Source organism: Aquabacterium sp. (assembly GCF_048860245.1).
In the GTDB taxonomy this organism is placed as follows: Bacteria; Pseudomonadota; Gammaproteobacteria; order Burkholderiales; family Burkholderiaceae_C; genus Aquabacterium.
Genome location: NZ_JBLIZW010000048.1, coordinates 27,447 through 45,337, shown reverse-complemented (window position 1 = coordinate 45,337; position 17,891 = coordinate 27,447). Strand labels below are relative to the sequence as shown.

Here is a 17,891-nt window from a genome sequence, read left to right as displayed (position 1 = left end):
CTCGTTAGCGAAAGCGATGGGAAAAGGAACGGGGCAGGCCGTCGTCAGGACGTTTGCCGCTTGGCCAGCAAGGCATTGCTGACGCGTGAAACCGGTTTGCGACCCAGCACGCCCGAGATGTAGGCTCCCGCATCGACCAATGCGTCCAGGTCAATGCCGGTCTGGATGCCCAGGCCGTGCAGCAGGTACACCACGTCTTCGGTGGCGACGTTGCCGGTGGCGCCCTTGGCGTAGGGGCAGCCCCCCAGGCCGGCCACGCTGGCGTCAAAGGTGTGGATGCCCATTTTCAAGCTGGCGTAGATGTTGGTCAGTGCCTGACCATAGGTGTCGTGGAAGTGACCACTCAACTCGGCCACGGGCACATGCTTCAAGGCGCGCGCCATCACGGCCTTGACGCGGCCGGCTGTGCCCACCCCGATGGTGTCGGCCACGCCCACATGCTGGGTGCCGATGTCGAGCAGGCGTTGCACCACCTCTTCAACCGTGTCCAGTGACACCTCGCCTTGGTAGGGACACCCCAGCGCGCACGACACCGCCGCACGCACCTTCATGCCGTGCGCACGGGCCGCCTCGGCCACGGGGCGAAAGCGCTCGATGGATTCGGCGATCGAGCAATTGATGTTGCGCTGGCTGAAGGCTTCGCTGGCCGCCGCAAAGATCACCACCTCGTCGGCTTGGGCGGCCAGTGCGCCTTCAAAGCCCTTCATATTGGGTGTCAGCACGCTGTAGCGCACGCCGGTTTGGCGCTGGATGCCGGCCATCACCTCGGCGTTGTCGGCCATCTGTGGGACCCACTTGGGGCTGACGTAGCTGGTGACTTCGATCTCGCGCAGGCCGGCGGCCTGCAGGCGGTGGACCAGTTCGATCTTGGCCGCAGCCGGGACAGGTTGCGATTCGTTTTGCAGGCCGTCACGGGGTCCGACATCGACCAGGGTGACGTGGGGAGGAAACATTGTCTGGCTCATGGTGTGATCTGGTAAGGGTGTCAGGCAGCCACGTCCAGGCGCAGCAATTCCACGCCTTCGGCCACCTGATCGCCGACCCCGCACAGCACGGCGGATACCGTGCCATCGTGCGGAGCGGTCAGGGTGTGCTCCATTTTCATGGCTTCGGTCACCGCAAGCGCATCGCCTTGCTTCACGGTCTGCCCCTCTTGAACCAGAATGGCCACCACCTTGCCGGGCATCAGCGCGGTCAGCCGCCCCGATCCGGCACCGCTGGCATCCCCTTGATGCAAGGGGTCCACCCGTTGCACCCGGGCATGCCCGGCCGGGGTGAACACATCCAGATCCTGACCATGCCGGTACACACTCAGGCGCAGCCGCTGACCGTGCACGTCGGCGTCCAGCACTGGCCCGTCAGAGAGGCTGAAGGGGCGCACAGACACCGTGACCGCATCCCAGCTCAGTTGCCAGGTGCCGTCGGCCTGCACGGTCTGAATCACCCGCAGGGACTGTTCGTCGACATGCAGGCGAATCTCCCGGCGGGCCTGGCCGTGCAGCCGCCAGTGATCCGGGCGCGACCAGGGGTCGGCACCGGTTTGACGGGTTTCGTCGCAGTGCAGGCGCAAGATGGCGCCCGCGACCGCGTGTTCGATGGGCAAGGGCGGGCCCTCAAACAAGGCCGCATGTTCACGCTCGATCAGGGCCGTGTCCAGTTGGGCTTGCGAGAACGAGCGGGTGGCCGCCACGCGTCTCAGGAAGCTCACGTTGTGGCTCAAGCCGGTGATGTGCAGATCGGCCAGCGCGGCGTCCAGCCGTGCCAGCGCGGCGCTGCGGTCTTCGCCCCACACGATGAGCTTGGCAATCATCGAATCGTAGTGCGGGGTGATGGCATCGCCTTCCCGCACGCCACAGTCCATGCGCACCGGGGCCACCGCAAAGCTTTGGTGTGCAGGGGCACGCAAGACTTGCAAGGTACCTGTGGCCGGCAAGAACTGTTGCGCCGGGTTTTCGGCGCAGATGCGGGCTTCGATGGCATGGCCCGAAAAACGGATGTCGGCTTGCGCCAGCGGCAGGGGCTCGCCGGCCGCGACCCGCAGTTGCCACTCGACCAGGTCCAGGCCCGTGATGGCCTCGGTGACCGGGTGCTCGACCTGCAGGCGGGTGTTCATCTCCATGAAGTAGAACCGGCCGTCCTGCTCGCAAATGAACTCGACGGTTCCTGCGCCCACATAGCCCACGCTGCGCGCGGCGGCCACCGCGGCTTCGCCCATCTGTGCGCGGCGCTCGGCGGTCATGCCGGGCGCGGGGGCTTCTTCCAGCACCTTCTGGTGGCGACGCTGGACCGAGCAGTCGCGCTCACCCAGATGCACGTAGTGCCCGTGGGTGTCGCCAAACACCTGGATTTCAATGTGGCGGGGCTGGGTCACATAGCGTTCGACCAGCACGTGCGCACTGCCAAAGCTGGCCTGCGCCTCGCGCTGACACGAGGCCAGGGCCGCCGCGAAGTCCGACGACTGATGGACTGCGCGCATGCCCTTGCCGCCGCCACCTGCACTGGCTTTGATCAGCACGGGGTACCCCATGCGGTCAGCTTGCGCTTGCAAGAAGGCCGGGCCCTGGTTGTCGCCGTGGTAGCCGGGCACCAGGGGAACGCCCGCCCGCTCCATCAGCGCCTTGGCCGCCGACTTGCTGCCCATGGCTGCGATGGCCGATGGCGGTGGGCCGATGAACACCACGCCGGCGTCGTGGCAGGCTTGTGCAAAAGCGTCGTTCTCGCTGAGGAAGCCGTAGCCGGGGTGGATGGCTTGGGCGCCTGTGGCCACGGCAGCGGCCAGGATGCGGTCGGCGCGCAGGTAGCTGTCTTGCGGGCGGTTGCCGCCAATGTGCACGGCTTCATCGCACATCGCCACATGGCGTGCTGACGCATCCGCATCCGAGTAAACCGCCACGGTCCGGATGCCCAGGCGTCGGGCGGTGGTCGCGACACGGCAGGCGATTTCACCGCGGTTCGCAATCAGGATCTTCTGGAACATGGTCACTCACCTTGCTGCCATGGCGGCACGGATTTGTTCAGGAAGGCGTGCAGTCCGGCGCGTCCTTCTTCGCTGGCGCGGAGGTCGGCAATGTGCCGCGCGGTCTGGTCACGCAAGGCGGGGGTGATGGCCGCACCGGCGATGTCGCCAATCAGTTGCTTGCCTGCCCGAACGGCCTGCGGGCCGTTGCTCACCATGGCTTGCACCAGCGTGTGGACCCGCTCGTCCAGCGCATCGGCATCCACCACCTCATGCAGCAGGCCCAGTGCATGGGCCTGGGCGGCGTCAAAGCGCTCGGCGGTCAGGAAGTAGCGTCGCGCGGCACGCTCACCGATCGCCCGCAACACATATGGGCTGATCGTGGACGGGGCCAATCCCAGCCGTGCTTCCGACAGGGCAAAGCCTGCTGCATGGGTGCCGATGGCGATGTCGCAAGCGGACACCAGTCCGACCCCACCGCCATAGCAATCTCCCTGCACGCGGGCGATCACTGGCACCGGGCAGCTGGCAATGGCCCACAGCATGTCGGCCAGGCGGGTGGCGTCGGCGTGGTTCTCGTCCCACGAGTAGCCCGCCATGTCACGCATCCAGTTCAAATCGGCGCCTGCGCAAAATGCCTTGCCATGCGCGCCCAGCACCACCACCCGCAGCCCCGGCGTCTGTGCCAGTTGGCGGAAACATTGGGTGAGGTCGGCAATGGTGCCGGCATCAAAGGCATTGCGCAGCTCAGGGCGGTTGAGCCACACGTGCGCCACGGCGCCTTCATGGCGAAAATCGAGGGTCGACATGCTGAGGTCCTTGGGCGTGTGGGCTTACATGCGGAACACGCCAAAGCGCGTGTCGGGGATGGGGGCGTTGAGCGCCGCGCTCAGGGCCAGGCTGAGCACGCGACGGGTGTCCGTGGGGCGGATCACGCCGTCGTCCCACAGTCGGGCCGAGGCGTAGTACGGGTGCCCCTGCGCCTCGTATTGCGCGCGGATGGGGGCTTTGAAGGCTTCTTCGTCGTCGGCCGACCAGGTGCCGCCCTTGGCTTCGATGCCATCGCGCTTGACGGTGGCCAGCACGCTGGCGGCTTGTTCCCCGCCCATCACGCTGATGCGGGCATTCGGCCACATCCAGATGAAGCGCGGGTTGAACGCGCGGCCGCACATGCCGTAGTTGCCTGCACCAAACGAGCCGCCAATGATCACGGTGAATTTGGGCACCTGCGCACACGACACCGCGGTCACCATCTTGGCGCCGGCGCGGGCAATGCCCTCGTTTTCGTACTTGCGGCCCACCATGAAGCCGGTGATGTTCTGCAAGAACACCAGCGGGATCTTGCGCTGGCAGCACAGCTCGATGAAGTGCGCGCCCTTGTTGGCGCTTTCCGAGAACAGGATGCCGTTGTTGGCAATCAGGCCCACGGGCATGCCTTCGATGTGCGCAAAGCCGCACACGAGGGTGTTGCCATAGCGGGCCTTGAACTCGTCGAACTCGGAGCCATCGACCAGGCGGGCAATCACTTCGCGCACATCAAACGGCTTGCGGGTGTCCGTGGGGATGATGCCGTTGAGTTCTTGCTCGTCGTAAGCCGGTGCGCGCGCGGGCAGCAAAGCCAGCTCGGGTTGTTTGCGCCAGTTCAGTCGGGCCACGGCTTGTCGTGCCAGGGCCAGGGCATGGGCATCGTCGCGCGCCAGGTGATCGGCCACTCCCGACAAGCGCGTGTGCACATCGCCGCCGCCCAGGTCTTCGGCCGTCACCACCTCACCAGTGGCGGCTTTGACCAAAGGGGGGCCACCCAGAAAGATGGTGCCTTGATTGGCCACGATGATGGTTTCGTCACTCATGGCAGGTACGTAAGCGCCGCCTGCCGTGCACGACCCCATCACCACCGCGATTTGCGGGATACCGGCGGCACTCATGTTGGCCTGGTTGTAGAAGATGCGACCGAAGTGGTCCCGGTCCGGGAACACCTCGTCCTGATTGGGCAGGTTGGCGCCACCCGAGTCCACCAGATAAATGCAGGGCAGGCGGTTTTGCTGCGCGATTTCCTGGGCGCGCAAATGCTTCTTGACGGTCAGCGGGTAGTACGTGCCGCCCTTGACCGTGGCGTCGTTGCAGACGATCATGCACTCCACGCCCGACACGCGCCCGATGCCTGCGATCACACCCGCGCAAGGCGAGGCGTTGTCGTACACATTCAGTGCCGCCAACGGCGCCACTTCCAGAAATGGCGACCCGGCATCGAGCAGTTGCTCGACCCGATCACGGGGCAGCAGCTTGCCGCGTGCCAAGTGCTTGGCGCGCGGGCCTTTCCCCCCGCCTTGGGCAATGCGATCCCATTGCGCTTCCAGATCGGCCACCAGGGCTTGCATGGCGCGTGCGCTGTCCTTGAAGGCTTCGCTGCGCGGATTGAGTTGGCTCTCGATGACGGGCATGGCAAATCAAGCCTGCGAGGGCAGGTCGGCAGAAGAAGAGGGGACGCGCGCCAGGGCCGCACTGACTTCGTCGCGCAGACGGGTCAGGGCAGACAAGGTGGCGTCGCGTGGTTGCAGGGCGCTCCACAGCAATTCGGTCAGCTGCTCGGCGGTGGCGTCGATGTCGGGGCGCTTGGCGGATGCGATGGCGTCCCAGAGCACATGCTCCATCGAGCCATACACCAGCTCACGCAACAGGCGCAGCGGCATGTCGGCGCGCACCAGTCCTTGTGCCTGACCCGCCGACAGCGCGTCCATCAAGGGCGCGGTGTAGCGGCGCTTGCAGGTGGCAATGGCTTCAGACAACTCCGGCTCGGCTGCGCGGCCTTCACCCAGCACCAGGGCGCACATGCCCGACCCATCGGCCAGCAGGGTCACCAGGTGGGCTCGCACGACATGGCGCAGCTTGGCGTGCACATTGGGCAAAGTGGGGACATCGCGTTCGAGCTCACGGCTCAGCTCGTCATACCAATGCGTGATGACCTGGATGCACAGCTCGCGCTTGCCCGCGAAGTAGGTGAACACCGTGGCTTCGGACACCCCGGCGGCTTCCGCAATTTGCGCCATCGTGGCGCGCTGGTAGCCGCATTCGGAAAACACGCGTCGAGCCGCACTCAACAATTCATGAAGGCGGGACTGCGAACGGGCGCTGCGGGAGGGGAGTCGCTGGACGGTGGGCACTATGAATTTGAGTCTGACTCAGAAATGTGCTCATCATGCCGTCCTCATGCCATCTTGCTGAGCAGGGCTAACCCTTGAATGCATCGTGTCATTCAAGGGTGTCGCATTTTGAGTTTGACTCAGATTTCAGCGTGGCGCCATGCGCAACGAGGCATCCAGCCGAATCACTTCGCCATTCAGGTAATCGTTTTCGATGATGTGCAGCACCAAGGCCGCAAACTCGGCGGGTTGACCCAGGCGGGATGGGTGCGGCACCGTGGCGGCCAGCGAGGCCTGCGCGGCCTCGGGCAGGCTGGCCATCATGGGGGTCATGAACACGCCGGGTGCAATGGTCATGACCCGGATGCGGTCCCGCGCCAACTCGCGTGCCGCAGGCAAGGTCATCGCCACCACGCCGCCTTTGGATGCCGCGTAAGCCACTTGACCAATCTGGCCATCGAAGGCGGCCACGGACGCGGTGTGGATGATCACGCCGCGCGAAGCCTGCGCGTCGCGCTCTTCGGGCTCAGGGGATTGCAGCATGGCCGGCACAGCCAGTCTCATCATGTTGAAGCTGCCCATCAGGTTGACCGTCATGGCACGCTGAAACGAACTCAGTCGGTGCGGGCCCTCTCGCCCCTGCAGCTTCTCCACCACCGCCACCCCGGCGGCATTGACCAGGGCGTCCAGTCGCCCAAAGCGCGACATCGCGGCCGCCACCGCTTGTTCGGCCTGGGCCTCGTCACTGACATCGGTTTCTTGCCAGTGCCAGCGTTGTCCCTCGGGGTCTGCTTGACGCAGCACGCTTTCAGGGCGTGGCGCCACACGGTCGGCGACGATCACACGGGCCCCCTGCTGATGCGCCATGTTGGCGACCGCCTCGCCCAGCCCCGAACTTCCCCCAGTCACCAAGACCACGCATTCAGCCAGCTTCACGACACGACTCCTTCTCACGATGTGTTGGGCGGCAGTGTGACCCCATGAAGCGGGGCACGGCAGCCGTTCAAACCCCAAGCTGTGCCACTGAATGGATAGGGATTCGGACAATTCACGGCATTTCTGCGTCAATCTACGCGAGTTGTTCAAGTTTGTTTAACAGGGGCCGATGGGCCTTCATGGATACCGGAGCGGCTGGTCTGGGGAGGCTGGCGTGTACGTGGTTCCGGTGCGGTGCCTCTGCAGTACAAGAACACAAGGAGCATCCATGCGATTGGATCAATTCAAAATCGGCGTGCGCGTGGCCGCATTGGCCATCAGTCTCTTGCTGGGCATGGTGCTCATGGGGGGATTGGCGTGGCAAGTGCATCGCGCGGATGTGACCCAATTTGAGTCATGCGGGCAGCGGGCAGCCGACTTCGAGAAGGCGGTCAACCTGGCGCGCGAGGTCCAGGTGACCTTCAAAATTCAAATTCAAGAGTGGAAAAACTTGTTGCTTCGCGGGGGTGATCAGGCCGCCTTCGACAAGTACAAAGCCGCCTTCATCAAAGAAGGCGACAAGGCTCAGGCTCAACTCAAAGAACTGACCACGCTGTATGCGCAGCTGGCGCTGGACTCTTCGCCTGTGAGTCAGGCGCAGGCGTCCTTGTCGACACTGAGCCAGCAATATCTGGAGGCGCTGAAACATTACGCCGTCGCCGATGCCGATCAGAGCGCGCATGCGGTGGACAAACTCGTCAAAGGCAAGGATCGCCCACCCACCGAACACTTGGACAAGTTGGTTGAGGCTGTCATGGCTGCCGCCCAGCAGGGCCGGGCGTCCGGGCTGGATGAAATGCACGAGCGTGGTCAAGCCGCGGGTGTGAAGTTGCTGGTCATCCTGGTGGTGTTTGTGGGCTTGGGTGTGGCGCTGAGTGTGATCATCATGCGCAGCATCACGCAGCCCTTGCAGGCCGCCGTCGCCGTGGCGCAGGACGTGGCCGACGGTCGTCTGGGGCGGCGCCTAGATCAACATGGCACCGATGAGGTGAGCTTGCTGAATGGGGCCTTGAGTCGCATGAATGACAGCTTGCTCGGGGTGGTGTCCCAGGTGCGTGAGGCTTCCCAGATGGTGGCGCATGCCGCCAAAGAGATCGCCTCTGGCAACATGGATTTGTCGTCCCGCACCGAAACACAGGCGTCCAACCTGCAGCAAACCACCGCCACCATCGAGCAGTTGTCGACCGCGGTGCGCCTGAGTGCCGAGCACGCCGAGCAGGCGCAAACATTGGCCGCCCGCGCCAGCGATGTGGCCGAACGCGGTGGTTCCGCCGTGAATGACGTCGTCCAGACCATGCAGGACATTCAGGCCAGCTCGCGCAAGATGGCAGAAATCATTGGTGTCATCGATGGCATTGCATTCCAGACCAACATCCTGGCGTTGAACGCCGCCGTCGAGGCTGCACGCGCTGGCGAGCAGGGACGAGGCTTTGCCGTCGTCGCCGCTGAAGTGCGCTCGTTGGCGCAGCGCAGCGCCACGGCCGCCCGCGAAATCAAGACCCTGATTGACGACAGCGTGGCGCGTGTCGAGCGTGGCTCCGGTTTGGTCGACGGCGCCGGTCAAACCATTGCCGATGCTGTCAACGCCGTGCGGCATGTGCGGGACGTGGTCTCGGAGATCACCGTCACCACGCGCCAGCAGGCCATGGACATTGACCAGGTCAGCCAGGCCGTCGGGTCGATCGACACGGTCATGCAGCAAAACGCTGCGTTGGTCGAACAAGCTGCCGCCGCAGCAGCGTCACTGGAGCAGCAAGCTCAGGCACTTCAAAATTCCGTCGCCTTCTTTAGAGAGGCCTGAGTTGGGCGCCCATCGCTCTCAAGTGCGATGGGGCCATGATCTCGGGCAGACGGGCGCACAATGGCGGACTTCGTCCTTGCCTTTGCGCGTTTCGTCGCGTCCTTGCCCTCATCGTGTCTGTCGTTTCGTCTCAGCCCCAGGCCATCCTTCAGGAAGTCTTCGGCTACACCGCATTTCGAGGGCAGCAGCAGGCCATCGTTGACCATGTGGTGGCCGGCCACGATGCCCTGGTTCTGATGCCCACTGGCGGCGGGAAGTCCTTGTGCTACCAGGTGCCCGCCATCGCACGTCATCGTGCGGGCTTAGGCGTCACCCTCGTGGTGTCCCCCCTGATTGCCTTGATGCACGACCAGGTGGGGGCCTTGGAAGAAGTGGGGGTGCATGCTGCATTCCTGAACAGCACCCTCACGCTCGAAGACACGCAGCGCATCGAGCGTGAACTGATGTCGGGGCGACTGGTCTTGCTCTATGCCGCCCCTGAGCGCGTGACCAATCTGCGTTTTCAGGCGCAATTGGCCAGCCTGCATGAACGCGGCTTGTTGAGCCTGTTTGCCATTGACGAAGCGCATTGCGTCAGCCAGTGGGGGCACGACTTCCGGGAGGACTACCTCCAACTCAGCGTCCTGCATGAGCGATTCCCGGATGTCCCGCGCCTGGCCTTGACGGCCACCGCCGACGATCAAACCCGCGCCGACATGATCGAGCGCCTGGATTTGCAGTCGGCCAGGGTCTTCATCAGCAGTTTTGATCGCCCCAATATCCGCTACACCTTGGTGGAAAAAGACAACCCGCGCCAGCAACTCCTGCGCTTCATCCGCGATGAGCACGAGGGTGATGCGGGCATCGTCTACTGCCAGAGTCGGCGCAAGGTGGAGGAAACGGCGGAATGGCTGTCGCAGCAGGGGATTCCCGCCTTACCCTATCACGCTGGGTTGGACGCCGCCATTCGGCAGCGCAACCAAAACCGCTTCCTGCGCGAAGATGGCTTGATCATGGTGGCCACCGTGGCCTTTGGCATGGGCATCGACAAGCCCGACGTTCGGTTTGTCGCGCACCTGGACCTGCCCAAAAACATCGAAGGCTATTACCAGGAGACAGGCCGGGCCGGGCGAGATGGTCTGCCGGCCGATGCCTGGTTGACGTATGGGCTGGCCGACGTGGTGAACCAGCGCCGGATGATCGACGAGAGCCCCGCTTCAGACGAGTTCAAGCGCATTCAGCGCGGCAAGCTCGACGCCTTGCTGGCGCTGGCGGAAGCGCATGACTGCCGCCGGATGCGGTTATTGGACTACTTTGGTGAGGCCAGTCAGCCTTGCGGCAACTGCGACAACTGCCTGCACCCGCCCGCCACATGGGATGGCACGGAGGCCGCCCGCAAATTGCTCAGTTGCATTTACCGCTTCTGGCAGCACGGGCAGCAGCGATTCGGGGCGGGGCACCTGATTGACGTCTTGCGCGGCAAGCACACCGACAAGGTGGCGCAGTATGGACATCAGACCTTGAGCACGTTTGGCATCGGGGCTGACTTGTCTGACAACCATTGGCGTGCCGTCTTGAGGCAATTGGTGGCCCTCGGATATGTCGTCGCTGAAGGTGAGTTCAACACCTTGGCGCTCACCGACAGCGCACGAGCGGTCTTGAAGGGGACGGTGCAACTGACACTGCGCGAACCCGCCGATGCACCCAAGCGTGCGCGAGGTCGTTCGCCCCAATCTGGTGCAAAGGCCGCCATGCTGGCCGATCTGACTGGTGACGCAATGGCCCGGTTCGGCGAACTCAAGGCCTGGCGTGCGGAGGTGGCACGCGAACACAACTTGCCTGCCTATCTGGTGTTCAACGATGCGACGCTGGCCGACATGGCTCGGACGGCGCCACAGACGCTGGGCGAGCTGGCGCAGATCAGCGGAGTGGGCGCCAAAAAGTTGCAGGCCTACGGGGACGCCATTCTGTTGGTGCTCGGTCGGTGAGCTGCTGAGTGCCGGCGCCTGAAGACATCGAGCCATGCCAATGTGTCGACGTGATGACGTCGGGGTGCGTTAAGGTCTTTGGCCGGCACTTCAGCAGGGTTTTTGTTGTGTAGCGGCCACAAAAAAGGCGGGAAAACCCACCTACTGGTGTGCATGCATCTTGCTTGTAGTGCACTTGTTGGAATTTCCGTCCCACAATGATCTCAACGATTCACGAGCCCCACCTTTGGTTGTGAATCGGTTCAGATTCGTTCATCTCAACAGGAGAACTTGATGATTGCTAAGAAATCCCTGGTGGCCGTGGCCGCTCTGCTGGCTGCTGCTGGCGCTGCTCAAGCTCAATCCAGCGTCAAGCTGTATGGTCTGGTCGACATGGGCGTTGCTTCGCTGGAAGGCGCACACGACAAGGGTGACTCTGGTCGTACGACCCAAGTGCGTAGCGGCATGATGACCACCAGCTTCATCGGCTTTGCTGGTGTGGAAGATCTGGGCGGCGGCCTGAAGGCTGAATTCACGCTGGAATCGTTCTTGGCTGCGGATACTGGCGAAGCCGGCGGCCCCAATACGCGCAACATGGCTGGCGGCTTCTGGAGCCGTGCTTCGAACGTTGCCCTGAGCGGTGGTTTTGGTCGCGTGGCACTGGGCCAATACGACAACCCCCTGTTCACCTCGGGTTACACCTACAACCCCTTCGGTAGCTCGATGCTGGTGTCGCCCACCATGCGTCATTTCTACAATCTGGGTGCATCCGCTGCTGACTCCGCAGCTCTCGGCTTCGACACCGGCTGGGTGAACTCGGTGACCTATGAGTCGCCCAACCTGCAAGGTTTCAACGTGGTGGCCCAGGCTGCTCTGAAGGAAGCTGCTGGTTCCTCTACCAAGAACAGCTACACCTTGGCTGGTTCGTACAACGCTGGCCCGCTGAGCGCCATGCTGACCTACGTGAAGGCTGGTTACACCAGCGCCAACACCGCTTACTTGGCTGACCAAAAGGTTTGGAACCTGGGTGCCAGCTACGATCTGGGTGTCGCCAAGGCATTCTTGCAGTACTCTGACGTGAAGACGACTCGTGTCGGCACCACTGAAGAAGACTACAAGGACAAGATCTGGCAATTGGGTGCTTCCGTGCCTCTGAACGACAAGGCTGCTGTGCTGGTTTCGTTCGGCCAAAAGAAGGGCAAGGCTGCAGGCGAAGACTCGACCAAGAACGAAGTGTTCTCGCTGGGCTATGACTATCAATTGTCCAAGCGTACCGATGTGTACGGCGCTTTCGTGAACGAGCGCAACACCGATCTGGAATCCGGTCAATCCGTGGCCATCGGTATCCGTCACAACTTCTGATCATCATCTGATCTGATTTGTGCATAAAAGGCGCCCTTCGGGGCGCCTTTTTCATTTTCTGGTGCGTAACTTCGCTCAAATCACTGATTTGGGTTGGCATGAAAACTGCGTAACTGTATACAGTTCACGCAATTTGGCGATTGAACAGTTTCCAAACTTGCTTTCAGGAGTTGGCATGTCCTTCAAGAAGTCTTTTATCCCCGCACTGATCACTGTCTTGTGCGCTGCCTCGGCTGCTCAGGCGCAAAGTACGGTTCAAACCTATGGTTTGATTGATCTGTCGGTGGGGTCTTTTCAGTCCAGCGGTCTCAAAGGCAGCGCGGCCAATACGCGGCTGACCAAGGTGGATGGCAATCCGATGGAGACCAGTTTCATCGGCTTCAAGGGTACGGAAGACCTCGGCGATGGCCTCAAGGCAGGCTATGTGCTGGAGGCCTTCTTGCGCCCAGACACGGGCGCTGCTGGTCGATTCGGAACGTCTGATCCATTCTGGTCCCGTGCGGCCAACCTCTGGCTGCAGGGCAATTGGGGTAAGGTGACGCTGGGTCGTCAGATCGCGCTGCCCTACCTGCACACGGCCATCTTTAACCCATTTGGTGGTTCGTTTGGTTTTGCCCCGGCTGTTTTGCTGACCTATGGCACCTGGGGTAATGACAAAGGTGACTCAGGCTGGAGCAATGCGGTGAGCTACACCACGCCCAATGTCTCCGGCTTCTCCGCGACGGTTCAGGGGCAGCCAGGTGAGCAGACCGATGGCAGTGAGCGCGCCAGTTACGCGGTGGCAGTGAACTACAGTGCCGGCCCATTGGCACTCGCGGGCACTTGGCAAACTGTGGGAGCTGCGGAGGCACCCAAGGCCAACTTCACCAAGGGGCAGCGCCAGACGCTGGGTTTGATGAGCGCCAGCTATGACGCTGGCTTTGCCAAGTTCTATGGTCAGTATGGCCAAATTGAGAACCATGGCTTTGCCGGTACTGCAGGCATGGCAACATCGCTGTACCAATTGGGCGCTTCGGTGCCCGTGAGCTCGGCTGGAAAGGTGCTGGCATCGTACGGTGCCAGCACGGAGAAAGCAGCGCATGGTGGTACCGCGCCGCGCGTGACACATGCCATTTTGTCGCTGGCATATGACCACAAGCTCTCCAAGCGCACCGATGTGTACGCAGCCTTCATGCTGGATGATGAAAAGCAGGCAGGCTACAAGAATGGCTACACCTACGCCGTTGGCGTGCGTCACAACTTCTGATGGGTACGAAGGTGAGGGGGGGCTCCCTCACCTTTTTCATCAAGCGCGGTCGAACTTGAAGACCGCGGTGCTGGCCAGCAGGTTCGGCCATTGATCGACCCGGCGGCCTTCATGCCATCCAAACGACTCCAGGATGTGCAGGCCGTTCTTGCGCGCCAGCACTTCAAAGTCTGCAAAAGTCGAGACCCGGATGTTGGGCGTGTCGTACCACTGGTAGGGCAGGGTCTTGGTGACGGGCATGCGTCCCCGCAGCACACTGAACCGGTGCGGCCAGTGCGCAAAGTTGGGGAAGCTGACGATGCCCTGTCGGCCGACCCGAGCGGTCTCTCGCAGCATGGCTTCGGTATTGCGCAAATGCTGCAAGGTGTTGAGTTGCAGCACCACGTCGAAGCTGTTGTCTTCGAAGATGCTCAGGCCTTCTTCCAGATTGCGCTGGATGACGTTGACGCCGCGCTGCACACAGGCCAGCACCTTGTTGTCGTCCAGCTCCACGCCGTAGCCCGTGCATTGACGGGTGTCGCGCAGCAGGGCCAGCAGCGCGCCATCGCCGCAGCCCAAGTCCAGTACGCGCGAGCCAGGGGGAATGAGCTGCGCAATCACATGATGCAGATGGGTTTCACTCATGTTGCGCTCCTCAGCCAGCCGTCAGTTCAGAGTGGATGCGCTCAAAGTAGGCGCGCACCACGTTGTGGTACCGAGGGTCGTCGAGCAGGAAGGCATCGTGGCCATGGGGGGCATCGATCTCGGCGTAGCTGACGTCGTGGCGGTTGTCGACCAGGGCTTTGACGATCTCGCGTGAGCGGGCTGGCGAGAAGCGCCAATCGGTCGTGAAGCTGACGACGAGGAACTTGGCCAGGGCCTGTGCCATGGCCGCAGACAGGTTGCCGCCATGTGTGCGTGCGGGATCGAAGTAGTCGAGCGCGCGGGTGATCAGCAAGTAGGTGTTGGCATCAAAGTAGTCGCTGAACTTGTCGCCCTGGTAGCGCAAGTAGCTTTCGACCTGGAACTCGATGTCCTGGGTGCTGTAGTGGGGGGCGCCGCCCAACTCACGTCCGACCATTTCGCGGCCAAACTTCTCTTCCATCACATCATCCGACAGATAAGTGATGTGCCCGATCATGCGGGCCACACGCAGGCCGCGGCGGGGCACCACGCCGTGCTCGTAGAAGTGGCCGTCGTGGAAGTCCGGGTCGGTGACGATGGCGCGTCGGGCCACCTCGTTGAAGGCAATGTTCTGTGCCGACAGGTTGGGGGCCGTGGCCACGGCCACGCAGTGTTTGACGCGCTCGGGGTGTTGCAGCGTCCAACTCAGGGCTTGCATGCCGCCCAGGCTGCCACCCAGCACGGCGGCCAGTTTTTCGATGCCCAGGCGATCCAGCAGGCGGGCTTGGGCGTTGACCCAGTCTTCCACGGTCACGACCGGGAAGTCAGCACCATACAGTTTGCCCGTGTCGGGGTTGGTGTGCATCGGGCCGGTCGAGCCAAAGCAGGAGCCGGGGTTGTTGATGCCGATGACGAAAAACTTGTCGGTGTCCAGCGGCTTGCCGGGGCCGATCATGTTGTCCCACCAGCCCTGGCTCTTGGGAATAGGCTGACCTTGCTCGTCGGCATGCAGGCCTGCGACATGGTGCGAGGCGTTGAGTGCGTGGCAGACCAGAACCGCATTGTTGCGGTCGGCGTTGAGTCGCCCGTAGGTCTCGTAGACCAGGGTGTAGTCCTTGAGCACCGAACCGCTCTGCAGCGGCAGCGGGGTGCCAAAGTGCATGGAGGCAGGGGTCACAACCCCGAGAGAAGACATGACGCTACGACGTTCAAAACAATAAAAAAACCGGCCTCGCATCAAAGCAGGGGCCGGTCAGCAGCGCCCTCTTTAGCGGAATTTTTTGAGCGCCCGCAATCCGGACAAATCGGCGCTATGTGCGGGAGTGTAGCGCCAAACCGCCACGATGAGGGGAAACATGCTGCTGTCAGGGGTTTGGCTGGCGCATGATGAGGGTCATCCAGGATGGATGGCAAGAGCCTTCGGAGGATGCGATGCCCAAGTGGTTGACGCGGTTGAATGAACACGTGCCGATTCGCTATGCACCCTTGGCGATGTGTGCCTTGCTCTGCGTGTTGGGTGCAGAGGCCTTTGTGTGGCGAGGGCAGCTTTGGGGGCTGTGGTTGGCGCTGCTGGCATTGGCGTTGGTCGCCTTGGGTATCCGGGATATTCGGCAGCCTGCTCGGGCGGTCTTGCGCAACTACCCGGTCATCGGGCATCTGCGGTATTTGCTGGAATTCATTCGCCCCGAGATCCGTCAGTATTTCATCGAGAGTGACAGCGAGGCGGCGCCGTTTTCACGGCAGCAGCGTTCCTTGGTCTATCAGCGCGCCAAGGGGGAGCCTGACAAGCGCCCGTTCGGGACGCAAAAGGATGTGGGTGCCACGGGCTACGAGTGGATCACGCATTCGATGCAGCCCTCACACATCGCCTCCGAGGACTTCCGCATCCGGATTGGTGGCGTGGGCACGTCGTGCACCCAGCCGTATGACGCGAGTGTGTTCAACATCTCGGCCATGAGTTTTGGCGCCTTGAGCGGGCCGGCGGTGCTGGCACTGAACACCGGTGCCAAACGAGGGGGCTTTGCCCATGACACGGGTGAGGGGTCAATCAGTCGTTACCACCGCGAGCCCGGTGGGGACCTGATCTGGGAAATCGGCTCAGGCTACTTCGGGTGTCGCACCCCCGATGGGCAATTTGACCCCGACAAGTTTGCACAGGCCGCGCGCAGTCCGCAGGTCAAGATGATCGAGTTGAAGTTGAGTCAGGGGGCCAAGCCCGGGCATGGCGGGGTCTTGCCGGGCCCCAAAGTGACGCCGGAAATTGCCGAGGCGCGGGGTGTGCCCATGGGCCAGGACTGTGTGTCCCCCGCGGCCCATCGGGCATTTTCAACGCCCCTTGAGATGATGCAGTTCATCGAGCAATTGCGGCAGTTGTCGGGTGGCAAGCCGGTGGGGTTCAAGCTCTGCATTGGCCACCCCTGGGAGTGGTTTGCCATGGTCAAGGCCATGCAGACGACCAACCTGTGGCCGGACTTCATCGTGGTCGATGGGGCCGAGGGCGGCACCGGAGCAGCGCCGCTGGAGTTTGCCGACCATGTGGGGGCGCCATTGCAGGAAGGCTTGCTGTTGGTGCACAACACCTTGGTCGGGATCGGTCAGCGTGATCGCATCAAGCTGGGCTGTGCGGGCAAGGTGATCAGCGCGTTTGACATCGCGCGGGCCATGGCGCTGGGGGCCGATTGGTGCAATGCCGCGCGTGGGTACATGTTTGCGCTGGGGTGCATTCAGGCGCAAACCTGCCACACGGGCCATTGCCCGACGGGGGTGACCTCACAAGATCCCCTGCGGCAGCGGGCGCTGGTGGTGCCCGACAAGGCTGAGCGTGTGTACCGCTTTCATCGCAACACCTTGTTGGCGCTCAAGGAGTTGATGCAGGCAGCTGGCTTGCATCATCCGTCGGAGATCACGGCCGATCACATCGTGCGACGTGTCTCGGGTACCGAGGTTCGACGGTTGTCGAATTTGTTGCCGTTTGCCACAGAGGGCGCCTTGCTGGCCGCCGAGCGGGGCGAAGGGGCGTGGCCCCAGGCTGTGTTTGAACAGTTCTGGAGGCGAGTCAGTGCCGACTCGTTTGCCTTGAAGCCTTAGGCCACGGGCGGAGCGGTGTCGGCGAAGCTGGGACGTTGCGCCAATTTCTCGGCGAGTTTGGCCAGGTTCGGGTGACGCTCGCGCCAGTCGATCTGCGGAAAGCGGAAGTCGAGGTAGCCCAGTGCCGAACCGACGGCGATGTCGGCCAGGCTGTAGTGGGTGCCGGTGCACCAGGGGCGCTCGCCCAAGCCCTTGCTCATGGCCTGCAAGCTGGCGTCAATCTTGGTGGTCTGGCGGTCGATCCAGGCCTGGCTGCGTTGGGCCTCGGTCCGCCCATTCCAGGTGGCTTCCATGCGGGCCAGCACAGCAGCATCCAGCAAACCGTCAGCCAGGGCTTCCCACGTGCGCACTTCCACACGTTCGCGGCCGGTCAGCGGGATGAGTTTGCCAACGGGCGACAGGGTATCGACGTACTCAACGATCACCCGTGAGTCAAAAATGGCCTCGCCCCCTTCCATGACCAGGCAAGGTACCTTGCCCAGCGGGTTGGCTTCGGCGATCCGGGTGTCGGCCGCCCACACGTCTTCCACGATGAACTTGTAGTCCAGTTTCTTTTCAGCCAGCACGATGCGGACCTTGCGGACGAACGGGCTGGTGAGGGATCCAATCAGTTTCATGCTGTGTCGCAGTGTGAGAGTCCTGACAATTTTATGAGTCTGTGGCCGATTTGCGTTTCTTTACGCCGGAATCTGGGGTCATTCCCTCGAAGGGGGTGGTCGAGGAGGTGTGGTGCGATCGATACTGTTCTGTTTTTGAGTGCGAATGAGGGTTCGTG

The 17,891-nt window shown here is 62.6% G+C and carries 14 protein-coding genes and 1 riboswitch; of the genes, 5 read left to right on the top strand and 9 right to left on the bottom strand.

Annotated features, from left to right (window positions below; translation table 11 throughout):
• Window positions 1–44: 44 nt before the first annotated feature.
• The 6 genes from ACMV18_RS05505 to ACMV18_RS05480 all read right to left on the bottom strand — a co-directional run bounded on the left by ACMV18_RS05505 (window position 45) and on the right by ACMV18_RS05480 (window position 7,032).
• The gene (locus tag ACMV18_RS05505; protein WP_420817069.1) at window positions 45–953 is read right to left on the bottom strand and encodes a hydroxymethylglutaryl-CoA lyase; all 909 of its coding nucleotides are present in this window, start codon (window positions 951–953) and stop codon (window positions 45–47) included.
• Window positions 954–985: 32 nt separating this feature from the next.
• Window positions 986–2,977, bottom strand: coding sequence for an acetyl/propionyl/methylcrotonyl-CoA carboxylase subunit alpha (locus ACMV18_RS05500; RefSeq protein ID WP_420817012.1), 1,992 nt, complete (start codon window positions 2,975–2,977; stop codon window positions 986–988).
• Window positions 2,978–2,979: 2 nt separating this feature from the next.
• Window positions 2,980–3,765 carry an enoyl-CoA hydratase/isomerase family protein gene (locus ACMV18_RS05495; protein WP_374257849.1) on the bottom strand — a complete coding sequence of 262 codons (786 nt, stop codon included), beginning with the start codon at window positions 3,763–3,765 and terminating at the stop codon, window positions 2,980–2,982.
• A gap of 24 nt (window positions 3,766–3,789) precedes the next feature.
• Window positions 3,790–5,397, bottom strand: coding sequence for a carboxyl transferase domain-containing protein (locus tag ACMV18_RS05490; protein ID WP_420817011.1), 1,608 nt, complete (start codon window positions 5,395–5,397; stop codon window positions 3,790–3,792).
• Between the two features lie 6 nt (window positions 5,398–5,403).
• A complete protein-coding gene (locus ACMV18_RS05485) occupies window positions 5,404–6,117 on the bottom strand; it encodes a TetR/AcrR family transcriptional regulator (protein ID WP_420817010.1) in 714 nt (237 codons plus the stop codon).
• A gap of 126 nt (window positions 6,118–6,243) precedes the next feature.
• Window positions 6,244–7,032 (bottom strand): SDR family NAD(P)-dependent oxidoreductase, encoded by a 789-nt coding sequence (locus ACMV18_RS05480; protein ID WP_420817009.1) that lies wholly within the window; start codon window positions 7,030–7,032, stop codon window positions 6,244–6,246.
• A gap of 268 nt (window positions 7,033–7,300) precedes the next feature.
• On the opposite strand from ACMV18_RS05480, the gene ACMV18_RS05475 reads away from it, so the two are divergent.
• The 4 genes from ACMV18_RS05475 to ACMV18_RS05460 all read left to right on the top strand — a co-directional run bounded on the left by ACMV18_RS05475 (window position 7,301) and on the right by ACMV18_RS05460 (window position 13,426).
• A complete protein-coding gene (locus tag ACMV18_RS05475; RefSeq protein ID WP_374257853.1) occupies window positions 7,301–8,872 on the top strand; it encodes a methyl-accepting chemotaxis protein in 1,572 nt (523 codons plus the stop codon).
• 113 nt (window positions 8,873–8,985) lie between these two features.
• Window positions 8,986–10,839 (top strand): DNA helicase RecQ, encoded by a 1,854-nt coding sequence (recQ, locus tag ACMV18_RS05470; RefSeq protein WP_420817008.1) that lies wholly within the window; start codon window positions 8,986–8,988, stop codon window positions 10,837–10,839.
• Between the two features lie 273 nt (window positions 10,840–11,112).
• Window positions 11,113–12,180 (top strand): porin, encoded by a 1,068-nt coding sequence (locus ACMV18_RS05465; protein WP_420817007.1) that lies wholly within the window; start codon window positions 11,113–11,115, stop codon window positions 12,178–12,180.
• Window positions 12,181–12,355: 175 nt separating this feature from the next.
• On the top strand, window positions 12,356–13,426 hold the full coding sequence (locus ACMV18_RS05460; RefSeq protein WP_420817006.1) for a porin: 1,071 nt from the start codon (window positions 12,356–12,358) through the stop codon (window positions 13,424–13,426).
• 39 nt (window positions 13,427–13,465) lie between these two features.
• Here ACMV18_RS05460 and metW read toward each other — a convergent pair whose 3' ends face one another.
• A complete protein-coding gene (gene metW / locus ACMV18_RS05455) occupies window positions 13,466–14,050 on the bottom strand; it encodes a methionine biosynthesis protein MetW (RefSeq protein WP_374257858.1) in 585 nt (194 codons plus the stop codon).
• A 10-nt stretch (window positions 14,051–14,060) separates the two neighbouring features.
• Window positions 14,061–15,224 carry a homoserine O-succinyltransferase MetX gene (gene metX / locus ACMV18_RS05450; protein WP_420817005.1) on the bottom strand — a complete coding sequence of 388 codons (1,164 nt, stop codon included), beginning with the start codon at window positions 15,222–15,224 and terminating at the stop codon, window positions 14,061–14,063.
• Between the two features lie 51 nt (window positions 15,225–15,275).
• Window positions 15,276–15,350: riboswitch (SAM riboswitch) on the bottom strand.
• Between the two features lie 110 nt (window positions 15,351–15,460).
• Here metX and ACMV18_RS05445 point away from each other — a divergent pair.
• Window positions 15,461–17,116 (top strand): FMN-binding glutamate synthase family protein, encoded by a 1,656-nt coding sequence (locus ACMV18_RS05445; RefSeq protein ID WP_420817004.1) that lies wholly within the window; start codon window positions 15,461–15,463, stop codon window positions 17,114–17,116.
• Here the strand turns inward: ACMV18_RS05445 and ACMV18_RS05440 are convergent.
• Window positions 17,113–17,733 carry a glutathione S-transferase gene (locus ACMV18_RS05440; RefSeq protein ID WP_374257863.1) on the bottom strand — a complete coding sequence of 207 codons (621 nt, stop codon included), beginning with the start codon at window positions 17,731–17,733 and terminating at the stop codon, window positions 17,113–17,115. The genes ACMV18_RS05445 and ACMV18_RS05440 overlap by 4 nt on opposite strands.
• Window positions 17,734–17,891: the final 158 nt, after the last annotated feature.

What these genes read in the sequence shown, in the direction of transcription:
- ACMV18_RS05505 (WP_420817069.1), bottom strand. Translation starts at nt 953, where the DNA reads ATGTTTCCTCCCCACGTCACCCTGGTCGATGTCGGACCCCGTGACGGC.
- ACMV18_RS05500 (WP_420817012.1), bottom strand. Translation starts at nt 2,977, where the DNA reads ATGTTCCAGAAGATCCTGATTGCGAACCGCGGTGAAATCGCCTGCCGT.
- ACMV18_RS05495 (WP_374257849.1), bottom strand. Translation starts at nt 3,765, where the DNA reads ATGTCGACCCTCGATTTTCGCCATGAAGGCGCCGTGGCGCACGTGTGG.
- ACMV18_RS05490 (WP_420817011.1), bottom strand. Translation starts at nt 5,397, where the DNA reads ATGCCCGTCATCGAGAGCCAACTCAATCCGCGCAGCGAAGCCTTCAAG.
- ACMV18_RS05475 (WP_374257853.1), top strand. Translation starts at nt 7,301, where the DNA reads ATGCGATTGGATCAATTCAAAATCGGCGTGCGCGTGGCCGCATTGGCC.
- ACMV18_RS05465 (WP_420817007.1), top strand. Translation starts at nt 11,113, where the DNA reads ATGATTGCTAAGAAATCCCTGGTGGCCGTGGCCGCTCTGCTGGCTGCT.
- ACMV18_RS05460 (WP_420817006.1), top strand. Translation starts at nt 12,356, where the DNA reads ATGTCCTTCAAGAAGTCTTTTATCCCCGCACTGATCACTGTCTTGTGC.
- metW (WP_374257858.1), bottom strand. Translation starts at nt 14,050, where the DNA reads ATGAGTGAAACCCATCTGCATCATGTGATTGCGCAGCTCATTCCCCCT.
- metX (WP_420817005.1), bottom strand. Translation starts at nt 15,224, where the DNA reads ATGTCTTCTCTCGGGGTTGTGACCCCTGCCTCCATGCACTTTGGCACC.
- ACMV18_RS05445 (WP_420817004.1), top strand. Translation starts at nt 15,461, where the DNA reads ATGCCCAAGTGGTTGACGCGGTTGAATGAACACGTGCCGATTCGCTAT.
- ACMV18_RS05440 (WP_374257863.1), bottom strand. Translation starts at nt 17,733, where the DNA reads ATGAAACTGATTGGATCCCTCACCAGCCCGTTCGTCCGCAAGGTCCGC.